This is a genomic window from Alloscardovia theropitheci (assembly GCF_004332295.1).
Lineage (GTDB): Bacteria > Actinomycetota > Actinomycetes > Actinomycetales > Bifidobacteriaceae > Alloscardovia > Alloscardovia theropitheci.
Genome location: NZ_RXLP01000019.1, coordinates 349282 through 366407, shown reverse-complemented (window position 1 = coordinate 366407; position 17126 = coordinate 349282). Strand labels below are relative to the sequence as shown.

9 protein-coding genes, 1 tRNA gene and 3 rRNA genes are annotated in these 17126 nt (G+C 46.5%); 3 read left to right on the top strand and 10 right to left on the bottom strand.

Annotation, left to right across the window (positions count from 1 at the left end):
• Nucleotides 1-461: 461 nt before the first annotated feature.
• Nucleotides 462-1904: an MFS transporter gene (locus EJ419_RS05010; RefSeq protein ID WP_131284185.1), complete on the top strand. Its 1443-nt coding sequence runs from the start codon at nucleotides 462-464 to the stop codon at nucleotides 1902-1904.
• Nucleotides 1905-2044: 140 nt separating this feature from the next.
• On the opposite strand, the gene spxB is transcribed toward EJ419_RS05010, so the two are convergent.
• The 4 genes from spxB to EJ419_RS04990 form a co-directional block, all read right to left on the bottom strand.
• Nucleotides 2045-3907, bottom strand: coding sequence for a pyruvate oxidase (gene spxB, locus EJ419_RS05005; protein ID WP_131284183.1), 1863 nt, complete (start codon nucleotides 3905-3907; stop codon nucleotides 2045-2047).
• A gap of 242 nt (nucleotides 3908-4149) precedes the next feature.
• Complete coding sequence (gene gnd, locus EJ419_RS05000; RefSeq protein ID WP_131284181.1) at nucleotides 4150-5025, bottom strand: phosphogluconate dehydrogenase (NAD(+)-dependent, decarboxylating); 876 nt, start codon at nucleotides 5023-5025, stop codon at nucleotides 4150-4152.
• A gap of 37 nt (nucleotides 5026-5062) precedes the next feature.
• Nucleotides 5063-6403: a GntP family permease gene (locus EJ419_RS04995; RefSeq protein WP_131284179.1), complete on the bottom strand. Its 1341-nt coding sequence runs from the start codon at nucleotides 6401-6403 to the stop codon at nucleotides 5063-5065.
• Nucleotides 6404-6429: 26 nt separating this feature from the next.
• The gene (locus EJ419_RS04990; protein WP_131284177.1) at nucleotides 6430-6954 is read right to left on the bottom strand and encodes a gluconokinase; all 525 of its coding nucleotides are present in this window, start codon (nucleotides 6952-6954) and stop codon (nucleotides 6430-6432) included.
• A gap of 148 nt (nucleotides 6955-7102) precedes the next feature.
• Between EJ419_RS04990 and EJ419_RS04985 the strand changes: the two genes are divergently transcribed.
• A complete protein-coding gene (locus EJ419_RS04985) occupies nucleotides 7103-7828 on the top strand; it encodes a FadR/GntR family transcriptional regulator (RefSeq protein WP_131284175.1) in 726 nt (241 codons plus the stop codon).
• Between the two features lie 29 nt (nucleotides 7829-7857).
• Here the strand turns inward: EJ419_RS04985 and EJ419_RS04980 are convergent, their stop codons facing one another.
• From EJ419_RS04980 to EJ419_RS04960, 5 genes are all read right to left on the bottom strand, one after another.
• Nucleotides 7858-8229 carry a YccF domain-containing protein gene (locus tag EJ419_RS04980; RefSeq protein ID WP_131284173.1) on the bottom strand — a complete coding sequence of 124 codons (372 nt, stop codon included), beginning with the start codon at nucleotides 8227-8229 and terminating at the stop codon, nucleotides 7858-7860.
• 166 nt (nucleotides 8230-8395) lie between these two features.
• Nucleotides 8396-8513 (bottom strand): 5S ribosomal RNA (gene rrf, locus EJ419_RS04975).
• Between the two features lie 147 nt (nucleotides 8514-8660).
• Nucleotides 8661-11724: ribosomal RNA gene (locus EJ419_RS04970) — 23S ribosomal RNA — on the bottom strand.
• 379 nt (nucleotides 11725-12103) lie between these two features.
• A 16S ribosomal RNA gene (locus EJ419_RS04965) occupies nucleotides 12104-13631 on the bottom strand.
• Together the 16S, 23S and 5S rRNA genes form the textbook arrangement of a ribosomal RNA operon.
• Nucleotides 13632-14144: 513 nt before the next feature.
• Nucleotides 14145-15779 (bottom strand): S1C family serine protease, encoded by a 1635-nt coding sequence (locus tag EJ419_RS04960; RefSeq protein ID WP_131284171.1) that lies wholly within the window; start codon nucleotides 15777-15779, stop codon nucleotides 14145-14147.
• A 328-nt stretch (nucleotides 15780-16107) separates the two neighbouring features.
• On the opposite strand from EJ419_RS04960, the gene EJ419_RS04955 reads away from it, so the two are divergent.
• Nucleotides 16108-16181, top strand: a tRNA-Pro gene (locus tag EJ419_RS04955).
• Nucleotides 16182-16243: 62 nt separating this feature from the next.
• On the opposite strand, the gene EJ419_RS04950 is transcribed toward EJ419_RS04955, so the two are convergent.
• Nucleotides 16244-17125 carry an anchored repeat-type ABC transporter permease subunit gene (locus EJ419_RS04950; protein ID WP_131284169.1) on the bottom strand — a complete coding sequence of 294 codons (882 nt, stop codon included), beginning with the start codon at nucleotides 17123-17125 and terminating at the stop codon, nucleotides 16244-16246.
• Nucleotide 17126 lies beyond the last annotated feature (1 nt).

Sequence of the window (17126 nt, the reverse complement as noted above, 5' to 3'; positions counted from 1 at the left end):
CAAAAAAAACGGACACTCATCAAACCATCACAGTACTAAAACACACAACAGTATCCTAGCGAGTATCCACTGGCATTATCAAAACATAAAAAAGTAGTACAAAACACGCTCTTGAGTTCTCAAACCACCACAACACAAACCAACACAAACCCCCAACCAGGAAGCCATGCCGTATCAGGCAGCGAATAAAAACAATACACCAAAACACCCACCACCACAACCACCCGCGTGTCGCACACAAAAAACACCAAACCACCGCCCCTCTAAACCCCCTCACACCCTGTCATTCTTTACTTATGAGTTGAGCCTTGCCGTTATACGCCAGTCTCCCCCGCTTTGTTTCTCCGCTTTGTTTCCCCGCCTTGTTTCCCCACCTAATTTACGCATTCATATTTTTTCTATTATCATTTATTTGAGTCTCATAGTCGAGCTATCAATTTTGAGTACAAAAGGAGTACCTCATGTCGATCACTTCCTCACCGACGGATTCATTATCCCAGCAAACTGCTCAACGTTCTTTACGCGGAGAAAGCAACACACAATCAACCGCAATTCCACCGTCGCCTCGAAAAGCTACATCCGCAATCCTGTGGTTGTTTGCAGTCGGACAACTCGGATGGTCGATTCTATCTGGAGTTATCAGTAACTGGCTTGTCTATTTCTATCAACCAAGTGACGTTCTTATTTCGAGAGGTGTGCCACTCTTTATCACCCAAGGTGCTATCGTTTTGGGACTGACTGTTATTGGACTCATTACTGCTAGCGGGCGTCTCATTGACGCATTTCTCGACCCATGGATCGGCGCAAAATCAGACGCTTCAAGACATCCGCGCGGAAGACGCATGCCTTTTATGCGTTGGGCTGCCATTCCTTTCGGCTTGGTCACGACTTTAGTCTTCATTTCACCTATTAATAGCGAGTCAGTTATCAACAATATTGTTCTTTTTGTTCTCGTTGTGGCTTTTTATTTCTGCATGACATGTTATTGCACACCATACAATGCGCTTATTCCCGAGCTAGGTAGCACGCAAGAATTACGTATTAACGTTTCGACAGCGATTTCTACAACATTTTTCGTTGGAACCGCATTTGCGTATCTTGTTCCTAATATTGCTTCACTGTTGCCTCAAAACTGGGGTTACGTAACGAACTTTAGGATTACAATTGGCATTTTAAGCATCATCGCTATCGTTTGTATGTTAGTTCCAACTTTTACTATTGACGAGAAAACTTACGCTCATATGGAACCATCGAGCAGTAACGTGTGGGAAAGTTTAGGAAAAACATTTAAAAATCATCAGTTCCAAATTTTTATTGCTTCTGACGTCTTGTACTGGATTGGATTAACTATTTTCCAAACGGGAATGCCGTTCTATATAACTGAGCTCATGGGATTCAACGATTCTATGACTTTCGTCTTTTTTGCAGGCATGACTGTTTTGTCGTTCCTGTTCTATCCAGCAGTCAACATTCTTGCGAAAAAAATTGGCAAGAAACCGCTCGTATCTATAGCTTTTATAATTTTCGTTATTGGTTTTGTATTGACATCCATTTCGGGACAATTTGGAATTCCTAGAATGGTTTGGGCTTTGGTCATGGTGACTTTATCTGCAGCGCCATTAGCAATTTTAGGAATCCTCCCACAAGCAGTATTAGCTGATATCGCGCAAGCTGATTCCATAGTAACTTCTGAGAAACGTGAGGGAATGTTCTATGCTGCGCGTACTTTCAGTATGAAACTTGGACAGTCTCTAGCAATGCTTCTCTTTACGTCAATTTCTCTTATCGGCTCAGCTGGTCTCGGATATCGTTTAACAGCTCTCGTTGCCGCCGGCCTGTTACTTGCAGGTGGCATAATTTTCATGACGTACAACGAACGCGGCATCTTGAAAATTATTGAATAATAGTTATACAAACATATTATGAGATAAAGCAAGGGTGGGTAAGAATTTAGTATGCTTACCCACCCTTGCTTTATGATTTCTGATGATATAGATTCTTCCTTGCTCGTTCTAGATAGCGTTCGTTCTAGATAGCGTTCGTTCTAGACAGCACTGACACCTTCCTGTTCAAAGTAGTATGTCATCGGCTTCAATTCTTCACCGTCATATGATGCAAAGAATTCTTCCAAACTTTGTGGATGATGCAATGTGCCATTGGCGTTATAGTTCTCGTTAATTGTTTCTACAAATTTACCGTTTTCCACGTGGAATTCGAGCTCTTCAACAGGCAGTCCTCGTTTATCAGTAATCTTTGCATCAATTAAGAACGGGCGCCCAGACTGAGTAACTTCTATAGCCCTATCGAAAGCTGCCGGCAATTCTTGCGATGACGTCACCGTTATAGATTCAACACCCATTCCTTGCGCAATCATAGCGAAATCTTGATCTTCAAGATAAATTCCTGAATGCTGCGGGATTGGCAAATCATCTTGCTCTGACTTGATGAAATTCAAGGAGGCGTTGGCCGTAATGACATTAATTACCGGTAACCCATACTTCTTTTGCGTAATCAAATCTTGCATGACCATGGAGTAAGCACCATCACCAGCGATATGGAAAATCTGACGTTCTGGGAAACTTAAAGAAGCGGCAATTGCCCCAGGCAAGCCATATCCCATCGATGCGAATAGTGCAGAAATTGTCCATTTATTTGCTGGTGTTAGATTCAGGTATCGGAAGGAATTGATAATATTATCGCCTACATCAATCGAGAATATTGCATCGTCTTTCGCGACTCTGTTAATCTCCTTATATACCGCTTCGAATTCTAGCGGGTCAGAAGGCTTATTCGTCATCTTGTCAAGATATTCGCGCCAATTTTTATTCGCAGCAACGCATGCTCGGTAGAAAGCAGTAGGCTCTGTTTCAGATACAGCACCATTATCAAGTAATTCAAGAGCTTTCTCGACAAAAATTGTTGCATCAGACCATACTCCATAGTCCAGGAAATGATGAGAACCAAATCGCGCGGAATCGACATCAATTTGGACGAATTTAAATTCATGGGTGCGATATACAAGATTTGCGAATGGGAAGTTCGATCCTAATGCGATGACCAAATCTGCCGTAGCAAATGCTTCATCAGCTGCCTTTGATGCCGCTCTATTGGCATATCCTAAGTTTGCTTCATACTCATCCGGAATTAATCCTTTTGCAAGCCCAGTGAGAACTAGCGGGATGCTCAATCTGCGTGATAGCTCTACAAGTTTCTCACCGCCCGATTGAATGCCGCGACCAACATGAATAATTGGTCTTTTTGCAGACTTAATGAGATTGATAACTTCAAGAACTTCTTCAGTTGTTGCATGTGGAAGTGGTGCAGGTTTTCGGTCAGTTGGAGAAGAACTGGAATACCCGGTATCAGGAATATGAACGTATCCAAAGTTATTTGGAATAACTACAACTGCTACGCCCTTGTGCTTATATGCTTCACGCACTGCTTTATCAACGACGTACGGCAAGCTTTCCGCTGTCATAACAGTTCTGTTATATACCGCTACATCCTCGAACATTGGATTTTCTGCGAATTCTTGGAAATAGTCATAATTCATATTCGTCGTCGGAACTTGCCCAATGAGAGCAACGACAGGAGCATGATCTTCACGTGCATCATATAAACCTGTCAACAAATTCGTCGCTCCAGGTCCTGCAGACCCAAAGCATACTTGTACATGTCCGGTTAACTTCGCGTCCGCGGATGCCGCGAGCGCCGCGACTTGCTCATGCCGCACCTGAATATATTGAATATTTTCTTTTTCAGTATCTAACGCTGCCATTGTTGAATTAAACGAACCGCCTGGATAACCGTAAATATGTTTAACGCCCCAGGATTCAAGAACTCGAAGCATCGCTACGCTTGCTGGCACTGTCTTGCGCTGGTTTGAGTTATCTTCTGTGATGCCCATATTATTCTACTTTCGTGTCCACCCTTCGTCTGTGAAAGGTTCTATAACAATTATCGAATAGCAGTAACCGCTTTACAAGCTCATACATATTGATGTACATCACATGTGACATTACTCTCATACCGCGTATATGTCTGTTTACACTTTCCCACATACACAAGGTGGGCGAAAGTCTATACTCTCGCCCACCTGTATCGCTTATGCGCTGTTAGTATTTATGTTTTATTTTTACTGCTTCTTTCCTACTGTTGAGTTACGTGTCCGCCAAATTGTGCTCGAAGTGATGACACTACTCGAAGTGTATCGTCACCACCACCACGAGAGGTCTGGCGAGCCCACAAAGCTGAAGCCGTTGCTGGCGTTGGCACACCAAGCTCTAGTGCTGCTTCAACCATCCATTTTGCCTCACCAGATTCGTTTGCTACTGGAGGCATATTTCTTAATGTTGGGTCATCGTGTGCAGCGCGTGCGAAGAGATCCAGGAGCCATGATTGTACAACCGAGCCTTCACGCCACGAGGTCATTACTTCTGCGGGGTTATCAATGAGCTCTGAACGCATCATGGTTTCAAAACCTTCGCCAAAAGCTTGCATCATTCCGTATTCGATGCCATTGTGTACCATTTTGGCGAAATGCCCACCACCGACTGGTCCTGCGAGCACTAAACCATCAGCACCTTCTGGCTTAAGCGTTTCAAAGATTGGCAATGCACGGTTGTAGTCTTCTTCACTACCACCAACCATGAGCGCATATCCTCGAGATGCTCCCCATACTCCGCCTGAGACTCCAACATCCATGAAATGAATTCCTTTGGCAGCCAAAGAGTCAGCATGGCGATGATCATCTGTATATCGCGTGTTACCACCATCAATAACTAAATCGCCATCTTCGAGAAGATTTTCGAGTGTGTCGATAGTAGTATCTGTAGGATTTCCAGCGGGTACCATTACCCACACGATGCGTGGAGTTTCGAGCTTATCAACTAGCTGTTCCATTGACTCGACGTCACGTTCAGATTCTGGATTGACATCAAACCCCACAACTTCATGACCACCTGCACGTAAGCGCTTGACCATGTTGCCGCCCATACGACCTAATCCAATAACACCAAGTTTCATTCTGTTATCTCCTTATTCTGTATGAACCGTTACGTTGTTACATAAAGATTGGGACGATTGCGGATACAAGCATGACGATTGCTAAACCAACTACCGACAATGCCGTCTCCATTAATGACCAGGTCTTAAATGTCTGACCGACAGTCATTCCGAAATATTCCTTCACGAGCCAGAATCCGGCATCGTTAACGTGAGATAGGAAGATAGACCCAGCACCGATAGCAAGAACTAACAATGCAAGTTGCACTGGATTTAAATTAGCCGCCAATGGAGCTATGATACCGGATGCTGTAACAGTCGCTACCGTTGCTGATCCGGTTGCTAAGCGAATAAGAACAGCTACGAGCCATCCCGCAAGCAAAGGATTTAGATTTGCCTGGACGATTCCGCTTGCTATGACTTTGCCAATTCCGGAATCGACAAGTGTTTGCTTGAAACCACCACCAGCAGCAACAATAAGAAGAATGCTTGCGATTGATGAGAAGGACATTCCCACAAGAGAATTCAAGGTATCACGTGACCATTTTGCACGAACTGCGAAAAGAATCATCGCAAAGATTGTAGTAATTGTTAATGCTTCTAGTGGGCTACCGATCCATACAATTGCACGACCTACAGCAGTCTTTGTCTGTCCAAGTACATCAACTACGCTTGCAGCAAGCATCAAGACCACTGGAAGAATAATAACGCTTACAGCCTCAATAAAGCTTGGACGGCTCTCAGCTTTTTCGCTAGATTTTACTGTATCTTCTTCTGGCGCCATGATAGGCACAAGCTTGACCATCCACTTTGCCAATAGTGGGCCAGATATGATGACGGTTGGAATTGCGATAAGTAAACCAAGTCCCAAGGTAAGTCCTAGGTTTGCATGTAAAGCATCAATTGCGACAAGCGGCCCAGGATGAGGTGGAACAAATGCATGCAAAGCAGACAAACCAGCTAATGCAGGAATACCTAATGCGATTACAGGCATTTTAGCGCGTCGTGCAACGAGCAAAATAATTGGTATAAGTATAACAACACCAACCTCAAAGAAGAGTGGAATGCCGACTATGAATGCACTCATAGCCATTGCCCACGCAAGTTTATTGTGTGGAGCTTTTTCCAAGATAGTGTCAACGATAACGTCGGCGCCACCTGAACGGGTCAATAGAATACCAATTATGCCACCAAGAGCAATTAACAGTCCCACGCCAGAAACGGTGCTTCCCACACCTGTGGTAAAGCTAGTCAAGCTCTGGTCGTATGGCACGCCTGCAATAACTGCTGTTATTGCTGATCCAATCATCAAAGAAAGGAATGGATGTACTTTAACCACAGCAATAAGAACAACGATAAGTGCAATACCTAATATTGCTGCAATGATTAATTGAGACATTTTTTACTCCAATGTATTTTCTTACGCTACTTTGCGCTTTGTTCACGAAGTTCGTATGCTTTTACTGCTTCAATTGAGCGTGCTACAACATCTTCTATTGTTCCCTCAATCGAAATGACCTCGCCATTTTCATCATCTCCAAGTGGCTCTAATATTGCGAATTGACTTGGAAGCAACGAAGCAGGCATAAAGTGATTCTTTCGCGCCGATAAGCGAGCTTGAATCAGCTCTTGTGAACCATCGAGATGAAGGAAGTAAACATTCAAATCCTTCGAAAGGGCTTCACGATATGACCGTTTTAATGCAGAGCTTGATACAACTGTATTTTCGTCTAGACTTTCTCGAGCAATCATCCACTTGTTGATAACATCAAGCCATGGCCAACGGTCCTCGTCTGTTAGAGGAATTCCAGCTGACATTTTGTCTATATTCGCTTGTGGATGGAAATCATCACCCTCAGCAAGTGTATATCCAAGCTGATCTCTGATTGCTTCAACAACAGTGGATTTGCCGCATCCAGCGACTCCCATAACTACTATGTGATTTGCCATTATAACCCCTTTGGTATCGACAATGATTTTATACTATCTCTGCTGAGACTCTCTGTCAAGTAGCTGAGAGTCTTTGCATAATTTGTAGTATTTCGAGTGTCATACTTCTTGATACGATAAGTTGATAAGGTTATTTGTGGAGGTTTGCATGTCTGAAGAAGCACCATTGGAGATATCTAATTCTAAAGAGCCTCTGCATGTCTCAGTCGCCGATTCTCTTGCTCACGAAATTCTAGATGGCCAGTGGTTACCCGGCTATAGCAAGAAACTGGAAGATATCCAAGCTCAATTTGATATTTCTCGAACTGTCGCCCGTGAGGCGACTCGACTGCTCTCATCGTTGAGATGTGTACAGTTCCAGCGAGGAACTGGTGTAATTGCTTGTGCACCAGATTTATGGGACGATATGAGCACACGTGTTATTGCGTGGAAACTGTACTCGCCTTACCGAGAGGATGAACTAAGGGCTCTAACTGAATTAAGACTAGCTATTGAGCCTGCAGCTGCTGCCGGTTGTGCTCAGCGAGCCTCTATCCAAGAACGTACCCATATTTCCGCAACTGGAATCGAGATGGTTAAAGCAGCTAAAGAAGGCAAAATAGCCCAGTTCCATCAGCTAGATATACAATTCCATACGCTCATGCTTAAACATAGTGGTAATCCTCTTTTTGCAGATCTCTCTGGGATGGTTGAAACTGTTTTACGCGGACGCGTAGAAATAAATATGTTTCCTCAAAAGCCTGATGAGAAAGCGTTAAAGTCCCACGAGCAAGTTGCACATGCAATTCTGATGGGGGAACCGCAAGCTGCAAGTGAAGCTATGAAAGCAATCGTTTCAGAAGTGAATTCAGCTCTAGGCCTTGCTGCTTTATAATTCAATACATCAAGCATGTAATTAAAAGCTTAATAGTAATTTGGTGTGACGGTAGCACCGAATGGCGCGAACGCTAATTTCATCATTTTGAATGATTGAATACCAAAAGGGATACCAATTATGGTAATGCAATTGAGAAGCCCAGCGAAAAGGTAAAGAACAGCCAATATCCAACCTACAGTAACTGCCCAGATCACATTACCTAACATAGATAAGAAGCTGCCACCATAGGTTACAGTCTGTCCAAAGGGCATAAGTGTAAGCCATCCCATTTTAAAGCACTGCAATCCTAGTGGGATCCCGATAATTGTTATACACAGAACAAGCCCAACAAAAAACCACGAAGCTGCAATACTAGCACCGCCAAGAATTATCCATAATATGTTTCCTAAAGTTCTCATAATCATAAAGTCTATAAGAATTCCACGCTGAATTCTCCCGTATATTCCCTGATTATGCTCTCGACTTGTGAGATTGCGTGTGTGGTGGTTTGTGTCCTGTTTCAATCACGAAAAACGAAAATAAAAAAAATGGGTGGTCACTGTTGTGACCACCCTTGAAGTGTTAGTGTGGCGGCGTGTTACTCTCCCACACCCTATCGAGTGCAGTACCATCACCGTGCTAGGTCTTAGCTACCAGGTTCGAAATGGAGACTGGGCGTAACCCCTAGGCCAAGGCCACCACAAATCTTAAATTATTCGGATACAACCATACACGCAAACCCTGTGGCGGGTTGGGGACCGGCTAGTAGACGCGAAAAAATCGTTAAGGACACTTAGTGTTCAATGTTACCTTAGGAAGAGTATCAGCCCACACACACTAGTGTGTGGAGTGTTAATTACCTTCGACTCTTAGTACCAGTCAGCTCCACACGTTACCATGCTTCCACACCTGGCCTATCAACCTCATCATCTATAAGGAGTCTCACACACTCACAAGGAGTGTCAGGAATTCTCATCTTGGAGAGGGCTTCCCGCTTAGATGCTTTCAGCGGTTATCCCTTCCGAACGTAGCTAACCAGCCATGCCACTGGCGTGACAACTGGCATACCAGAGGTTCGTCCACCCAGGTCCTCTCGTACTATGGGCAGGACTCCTCAAAATTCCAACGAGCGCAGAGGATAGAGACCAAACTGTCTCACGACGTTCTGAACCCAGCTCGCGTGCCGCTTTAATCGGCGAACAGCCGAACCCTTGGGACCTGCTCCAGCCCCAGGATGCGACGAGCCGACATCGAGGTGCCAAACCATCCCGTCGATATGGACTCTTGGGAATGATCAGCCTGTTATCCCCGGGGTACCTTTTATCCGTTGAGCGATGCCGCGTCCGTACGCCGGCACCGGATCACTATTTCCGACTTTCGTCCCTGCTCGACCCGTCAGTCTCACAGTCAAGCTCCCTTGTGCAATTACACTCAACACCCGATTACCAACCGGGCTGAGGGAACCTTTGAGCGCCTCCGTTACTCTTTAGGAGGCAACCGCCCCAGTTAAACTACCCACCAGGCACTGTCCCTGACCAGGATAACTGGTCGAGGTTAGACATCCAATATAAACAGAACGGTATTTCACTTGCCGACTCCACACAAGCTAGCGCCCATGCTTCACAGTCTCCCGCCTATACTACACAATCCACACCGAATGCCAATACCAAGATATAGTAAAGGTCCCGGGGTCTTTTCGTCCTTCTGCGCTTAACGAGCATCTTTACTCGTACTGCAATTTCACCGAGCTCCTGGTCGAGACAGTGGGGAAGTCGTTACGCCATTCGTGCAGGTCGGAACTTACCCGACAAGGAATTTCGCTACCTTAGGATGGTTATAGTTACCACCGCCGTTTACCGGGGCTTAAATTCACCACTTCACCCAAGGGTTAATGGATCCTCTTAACCTTCCGGCACCGGGCAGGCGTCAGTGCATATACAGCGACTTACGTCTTCGCATGCACCTGTGTTTTTGGTAAACAGTCGCTACCCCCTGGTCTGTGCCACCCCCAACAGCTCCACCAGCTAAGTGGCTTCACCATCAAGGGTCTCCCTTATACCGAAGGCACGGGAGTAATTTGCCGAGTTCCTTGACCAGGATTCGCTCGATCGCTTTGGTATACTCTACCTGACCACCTGTGTCGGTTTAGGGTACGGGCAGTATGTACTCTCACACCGAAGATTTTCTTGACACCAAGAATCACCAAAACACTAACCAACGTTAATGCGCATCACACCTCACCATACACGGTCAACGGATTTACCTATCAACCAGGCTGCGTGCTTACCATGCCAAAACCACCTGACATGTCGGCTATCACGATGCGTCACTCCTGTGCTGTCCTACTACAAACTCTGGTCCCAATAACAAACCATCACTCCACCCGAAAGCAAAGATCAAGAAAATTAGAGGTTAGTATAGTAAGCCTCGGATTTGACGACTACACACTGGTAGGAGAATATCAACTCCTTCATCCATTCGACTACGCCTGTCGGCCTCGCCTTAGGACCCGACTCACCCAGGGACGATGAACGTGGCCCTGGAACCCTTAGTCATCCAGCGGACGGGATTTTAACCCGTCTTTCGTTACTCATGTCTGCATTCTCACTCCCCTATAGTCCACAAAAGTTTCCACTCCTGCTTCACCCCAATAGGGGACGCTCTCCTACCCAACCAACAAAAGTTGATTGCCGCGTCTTCGGTGGTGTGCTTGAGCCCCGCTACATTGTCGGCGCGGAACCACTAGACCAGTGAGCTGTTACGCACTCTTTCAAGGATGGCTGCTTCTAAGCCAACCTCCTGGCTGTCTATGCGACTCCACATCCTTTCCCACTTAGCACACGCTTAGGGACCTTAGACGACGATCTGGGCTGTTTCCCTTTCGACAACGAAGCTTATCCCCCGCTGACTCACTGCCAGTAAACACTTCACAGGTATTCGGAGTTTGGCTGCTATTGGTACCCCATACGGGCCCGCAAGCATCCAGTAGCTCTACCCCCTGGAAACTATAACCTGACGCTGCACCTAAATGCATTTCGGAGAGAACCAGCTATCACGGAATTTGATTGGCCTTTCACCCCTATCCACAAGTCATCGCCCCAGTTTTCAACCTAGGTGCGTTCGGTCCTCCACAAGGTCTTACCCCTGCTTCAACCTGCTCAAGGATAGATCATCCCGCTTCGGGTCTAGGGCATGCAACTAAACGCCTTTTAAAACTCGCTTTCGCTACGGATCCCCCACACGGGTTAACCTCGCTACATACCACTAACTCGCAGACTCATTTTTCGATAGGCACGCCGTCACCCCTCAAGGCTCCGACGGATTGTAAGCTCACGGTTTCAGAAACTATTTCACTGTCCTCCCGGACTACTTTTCACCTTTCCCTCACGGTACTCGTTCACTATCGGTCACATGGATATATTTAGACTTACCCAACGGTCTGGGCAGATTCACACGAAATTCCTCGAGTATCGTGCTACTTGGGAATAACCATAAAGAGACAACGCGCTTTCACCTACGGGGCCATCACCCTCTCCAGCCAGGCATTCAATCCTGTTCAGCTCACACGTCATTTTATCACTCTTCACCAGCCTGTCAGAACCAGTACAAGCCATCCCACAACACCACACGCGCAACCCCTGACAAGTATCACACACGCACGGTTTGGTCTGATCCGCTTTCGCTCGCCACTACTCACGGAATATCTTTTCCTGTAGGTACTGAGATGTTTCACTTCCCTACGTACGCCCCCAATTTACTTGGGTACCCCACATTCATATGAGGTGAGTTCCCTCATTCAGAAACCCTCGGATCACAGCTCGTTTGACAACTCCCCGAGGCTTATCGCAGCCTACCACGTCTTTCATCGCTCCCATGTGCCAAGGCATCCACCCTAAGCCCTTACCAGCAAAAAACACTAAGCAAGAAACCTACCGATACAATTCCTAGACAACAAATCATCACACTAAAATGATCACAAAACGATCGAACCACAACTCAAAAAGAGTTCAGTTCAATTACAACAAACAAGCAAAAGCTTATTTGCTCGCGTCCACTATCCAGTTCTCAAACCACCACACCACACCACCACCACCCACACACAAACAACGCATGCAAACAGTAGCAGCAGGCCAAGCCAGAAGCCGTAGCAATCTGGGGACCCAAAAGCATATCCCATACCACTCTAAGCCTGATAACTTCCACACCAGAGTAACCCCCATCCCAGTACTCCAGGACAACAAAAGGATTACCACAAAACAACCCACAAACCGTGAGCCTTCAAAATCTCCGTAGAAAGGAGGTGATCCAGCCGCACCTTCCGGTACGGCTACCTTGTTACGACTTAGTCCCAATCGCGAACCTCACCTTAGACGGCTCCCCCCACAAAATGGTTAGGCCACCGGCTTCGGGTGTTGCCCACTTTCATGACTTGACGGGCGGTGTGTACAAGGCCCGGGAACGCATTCACCGCAGCGTTGCTGATCTGCGATTACTAGCGACTCCACCTTCATGGAGCCGAGTTGCAGGCTCCAATCCGAACTGAGACCGGTTTTAAGAGATCCGCTCCGCGTCACCGCATCGCACCTCGCTGTACCGGCCATTGTAGCATGCGTGAAGCCCAAGACGTAAGGGGCATGATGATCTGACGTCATCCCCACCTTCCTCCGAGTTAACCCCGGCGGTCTCTTGTGAGTTCCCACCATAACGTGCTGGCAACACAAGACAAGGGTTGCGCTCGTTGCGGGACTTAACCCAACATCTCACGACACGAGCTGACGACGACCATGCACCACCTGTAACAGCGCCCCGAAGGGAGGACCTATCTCTAAGCCTGTCGCTGATATGTCAAGTCTTGGTAAGGTTCTTCGCGTTGCATCGAATTAATCCGCATGCTCCGCCGCTTGTGCGGGCCCCCGTCAATTTCTTTGAGTTTTAGCCTTGCGGCCGTACTCCCCAGGCGGGATGCTTAACGCGTTAGCTCCGACACAGAACCCGTGGAATGGGCCCCACATCCAGCATCCACCGTTTACGGCGTGGACTACCAGGGTATCTAATCCTGTTCGCTCCCCACGCTTTCGCTCCTCAGCGTCAGTAATAGCCCAGAGACCTGCCTTCGCCATTGGTGTTCTTCCCGATATCTACACATTCCACCGTTACACCGGGAATTCCAGTCTCCCCTACTACACTCTAGCCTGCCCGTACCCAGCGCAGATCCACCGTTAAGCGATGGACTTTCACACCAGACGCGACAAACCGCCTACGAGCTCTTTACGCCCAATAATTCCGGACAACGCTTGCACCCTACGTATTACCGCGGCTGCTGGCACGTAGTTAGCCGGTGCTTATTCAAAAGGTACACTCACTTGCGCTTGCTCCCAATTAAAAGCGGTTTACAACCCGAAGGCCGTCATCCCGCACGCGGCGTCGCTGCATCAGGGTTTCCCCCATTGTGCAATATTCCCCACTGCTGCCTCCCGTAGGAGTCTGGGCCGTATCTCAGTCCCAATGTGGCCGGTCGCCCTCTCAGGCCGGCTACCCGTCGAAGCCTTGGTAGGCCACTACCCCACCAACAAGCTGATAGGACGCGATCCCATCGTATAGCACATAAAGCTTTCCCACACCATCATGCGACAATGCGGAACATAGGGCATTACCACCCGTTTCCAGGAGCTATTCCCCACTACACGGCAGGTTAATCACGCGTTACTCACCCGTTCGCCACTCTCACCAACAAAGCAAGCTTCATTGGATCCCGTTCGACTTGCATGTGTTAAGCACGCCGCCAGCGTTCGTCCTGAGCCAGAATCAAACCCTCCACAAAAAACTTCATGAAAAAGTCGATAAACAGACTCATCAAAAAAATAAAATCAACGTTAAAAAACGCACAAAAAAAACGGACACTCATCAAACCATCACAGTACTAAAACACACAACAGTATCCTAGCGAGTATCCACTGGCATTATCAAAACATAAAAAAGTAGTACAAAACACGCTCTTGAGTTCTCAAACCACCACAACACAAACCAACACAAACCCCCAACCAGGAAGCCATGCCGTATCAGGCAGCGAATAAAAACAATACACCAAAACACCCACCACCACAACCACCCGCGTGTCGCACACCAAAAAACACCAAACCGCACGCACGCAAGATACACGACATATTAACAGTCAGCGTTGGTATCTCTTACATATATGCAAATAGTCCTATCTCCAAAAGCATAGGAAAATGGTGCGCTGCAAAAGTCTCGAATAGAAGCGCACCATAATCCCTTTTCACAATTATCTTATATTTCTAAAAACGCCCTTTGACGCGTGAACAATTTCTCGCAACTAATTATTTCTTCCGAAGAATTCCTGGTAAGGATTTTCCGAGCCGCCGTTTGAATTACCCTCATTGTTCTCGTCATCATTACCCCGCCCCGAATTCTGATCATTATTGGAACGAGGTGTAACGTTAACAGATTCTTCATGATTCATATTTACTGAAAGGTTCAAAACTTTCCCATCACGCACCACGGTTACCGTTACTTTGCTCCCGCTCTGCGTTGCGCGTACATATCCCAGCAACGAAACTGTCGATGTAACAGCATGATTATCGTATGCAACTATCGTATCTCCACGTTGTATTCCTGCTGACGCTGCTGCAGAGCCTGTTGTCACCGATTGCACCTGAGCGCCTGTACGTGTTGCCCCGTCTGCAGTAGTAGTGGCAGTTTGCACCGTCACACCAAGCGAAACATGCGACGCCTTACCATTCGAAATAATTGAGGAACTCACCCATTTTGCTAAATTAGCAGGGATTGCAAAACCAATACCAATCGAGCCGGTACTGCTTGACGAACCATTCGACGTACGAGCCGTAGCAATTGACGAATTGATACCAATCATTTGACCTTGTGCGTTAAACGTTGGCCCACCCGAATTTCCAGAATTAATAGAAGCATCAATTTGGACGGCGTTTGTAACTACAACGTTATTTCCATTGTCATCGCTTGCAACTGAAACAGGACGATTAAGCGCCGAAACAATTCCCGAGGTCGCAGTATTCTCGTACCCCAATGGGCTACCAATTGCCATAACCGCTTCTCCGACCGCCAAATCATCAGAGTTTGCAAATGTCACTGGTTCAAGATTACTTGGCGCATTCTTCAAACGAATAACTGCCAAATCCGTAGTTGCATCCGCCCCCACGACTTCCGCCTCATACATATCGCCATTTGCCGTGGTCACCTGCAAGTTTGAAGCACCATTGACCACATGATTATTCGTGATGATATTGCCCTGAGCATCCAAAATTGCTCCTGAACCTATAACTGAGCCGTTTGAAACAGTTCCTTGAATTGAAACGACGGAGTTGGAAACCTTCTTAGCGACAGCAGTCCAATTTACTTGCGAATTGGAAACCTGCGTTGTTCCTGCTGCCCCTGTTGAACTTGAGATAGAGCTTAAACTCGTTGATGACGGAACGCTGATGACTCCCGTGCGAATTCCAGCGTATCCAATCCCGCCCATAAGTACGGCTGTGACTACCGTAGCGCCGATTGCTGTCCATAACGTCGTTCTACGATTCTTCTTCATAATCGACTCAATCGACTGATAACTCAGTTGCGCTCCCTGCGCAGTTACAGCAGCAGGTGTTCCTGAAGCATTTGCTGGATCAGCAAAAGCATTACTTGCTGGCTGCGCAGACGGTGAAGCAGACGGTGAAGCAGAAGATGGAGCAGACGCGTATGCAGACGGTTCGCTAAATAACGGCATAGCTGACTGTGATGCGCTTTCTACCTGTTCTTGCCCAAATTGACCATTTTGAGAAATCGGAGCTACCGGTGTTGCACCGGAGACCGATGGAAATGCTGATGGAGAGTTTTGCGCATTGTTTGACGCAGTCTGAGAGTAATTGTTATCAGGATAATTGATATTTCGAGTTTGTTCGTTATCAGATTCATTAAATAATTCATCAACCATTTTTATTTCCTTGATTTTCTTCACAACGTTATTTCTGAATATTTCTGAATATAAGGAAAAACTATTTTTCTGAAAAAACTCTGAAAACGACCTAAAAATTCTCTGTTTTCCTCTATGCGCTTATTATTTCTCACGTATTTCGCCCATTCGTATCCCGATGAGCGCCCTTGTTCTACAGTTCTCATCCATCTCTCATCCGACCAATTATTTGACCAATGCGAGGATGATGCTCATAGTGTGCATAATGAGACTCGCGGTCACGAGATTTGTTCAAAATGACGAGATAGAGGTACACTAACTTTCGTTAATGTACCTCTGAGTGCGTTGACGGGTTATAGCGCAGTTTGGTAGCGCGCCTCGTTCGGGACGAGGAAGTCGCGGGTTCAAATCCCGCTAACCCGACTTTGTCATGTCTCATATCATATGTCCGCATGTGGTATGAGACATTTCTTTTTTCTCTTTTCTCAATCAGACAAATTCTTATGCATTTTCCACGTACTAAAGTATTTCGCAAGAATTCCATGATGTGGGGCGCATAACCATACACTTGCGAATACAACTGTCAATACACATACTATTGTCGCTCCAGCAGGTAGATCTAAAGCCCACGATAAATAAATTCCAACGAAGCTCGAAATCAACGAGAGAATCGACGCAACTGTCATCATGCTGGACATGCGATTAGTAACAAGCCGAGCCGTGGCAGCCGGAGCTACAAGCAGTGCCAAAACTAAAACATTACCAATCGTTTGCACGGAAATAACAACTGCGAGTGCGACTGAAACGTAGAGAACGATGTCTACAAAAAGAACTGGTATACCGAGTGCTCGCGCAGTTTCACGGTCAATTGATACTGCGACTAGCTCTTTATTGAAAAAAGCGAGAATACTTATAACTACGAGAGATCCTATGAGCATAAGCGGAATATCGTCAACACTAACGCCTGTAAGAGATCCGAACAGGAAATCTTGAAGAGAACCAGCATAGCCCGCAGAGCGCGAAATAATTACTATTCCTAGGGCAAAGGCTCCCACAAAAAGAACACCTATAACAGAGTCTTCTTTAAGCCGTCGATTTTGAGAAAGTAATGCGACAAGAATAGCCGTAGCGATTCCCGCTACAGCACCTCCAAGAACGAGCGAACCTCCAGTTATAAAGGAGAAAGCTAGCCCCGGAAAAACTGCATGCGCGACAGCGTCTCCAATAAATGCCATGCCTCGTAGCACTACATGCGTTCCAACAATTGCACAGACAACTGCACTCACAGCTGCTACCAACAGCGCCCTCGGCAAAAAGGACAAAATGGGATTATACAAATCATTAATAAAATCCATTATCGAAAGCATC

What these genes read in the sequence shown, in the direction of transcription:
- EJ419_RS05010 (WP_131284185.1), top strand. Translation starts at nt 462, where the DNA reads ATGTCGATCACTTCCTCACCGACGGATTCATTATCCCAGCAAACTGCT.
- spxB (WP_131284183.1), bottom strand. Translation starts at nt 3,907, where the DNA reads ATGGGCATCACAGAAGATAACTCAAACCAGCGCAAGACAGTGCCAGCA.
- gnd (WP_131284181.1), bottom strand. Translation starts at nt 5,025, where the DNA reads ATGAAACTTGGTGTTATTGGATTAGGTCGTATGGGCGGCAACATGGTC.
- EJ419_RS04995 (WP_131284179.1), bottom strand. Translation starts at nt 6,403, where the DNA reads ATGTCTCAATTAATCATTGCAGCAATATTAGGTATTGCACTTATCGTT.
- EJ419_RS04990 (WP_131284177.1), bottom strand. Translation starts at nt 6,954, where the DNA reads ATGGCAAATCACATAGTAGTTATGGGAGTCGCTGGATGCGGCAAATCC.
- EJ419_RS04985 (WP_131284175.1), top strand. Translation starts at nt 7,103, where the DNA reads ATGTCTGAAGAAGCACCATTGGAGATATCTAATTCTAAAGAGCCTCTG.
- EJ419_RS04980 (WP_131284173.1), bottom strand. Translation starts at nt 8,229, where the DNA reads ATGAGAACTTTAGGAAACATATTATGGATAATTCTTGGCGGTGCTAGT.
- EJ419_RS04960 (WP_131284171.1), bottom strand. Translation starts at nt 15,779, where the DNA reads ATGGTTGATGAATTATTTAATGAATCTGATAACGAACAAACTCGAAAT.
- EJ419_RS04950 (WP_131284169.1), bottom strand. Translation starts at nt 17,125, where the DNA reads ATGCTTTCGATAATGGATTTTATTAATGATTTGTATAATCCCATTTTG.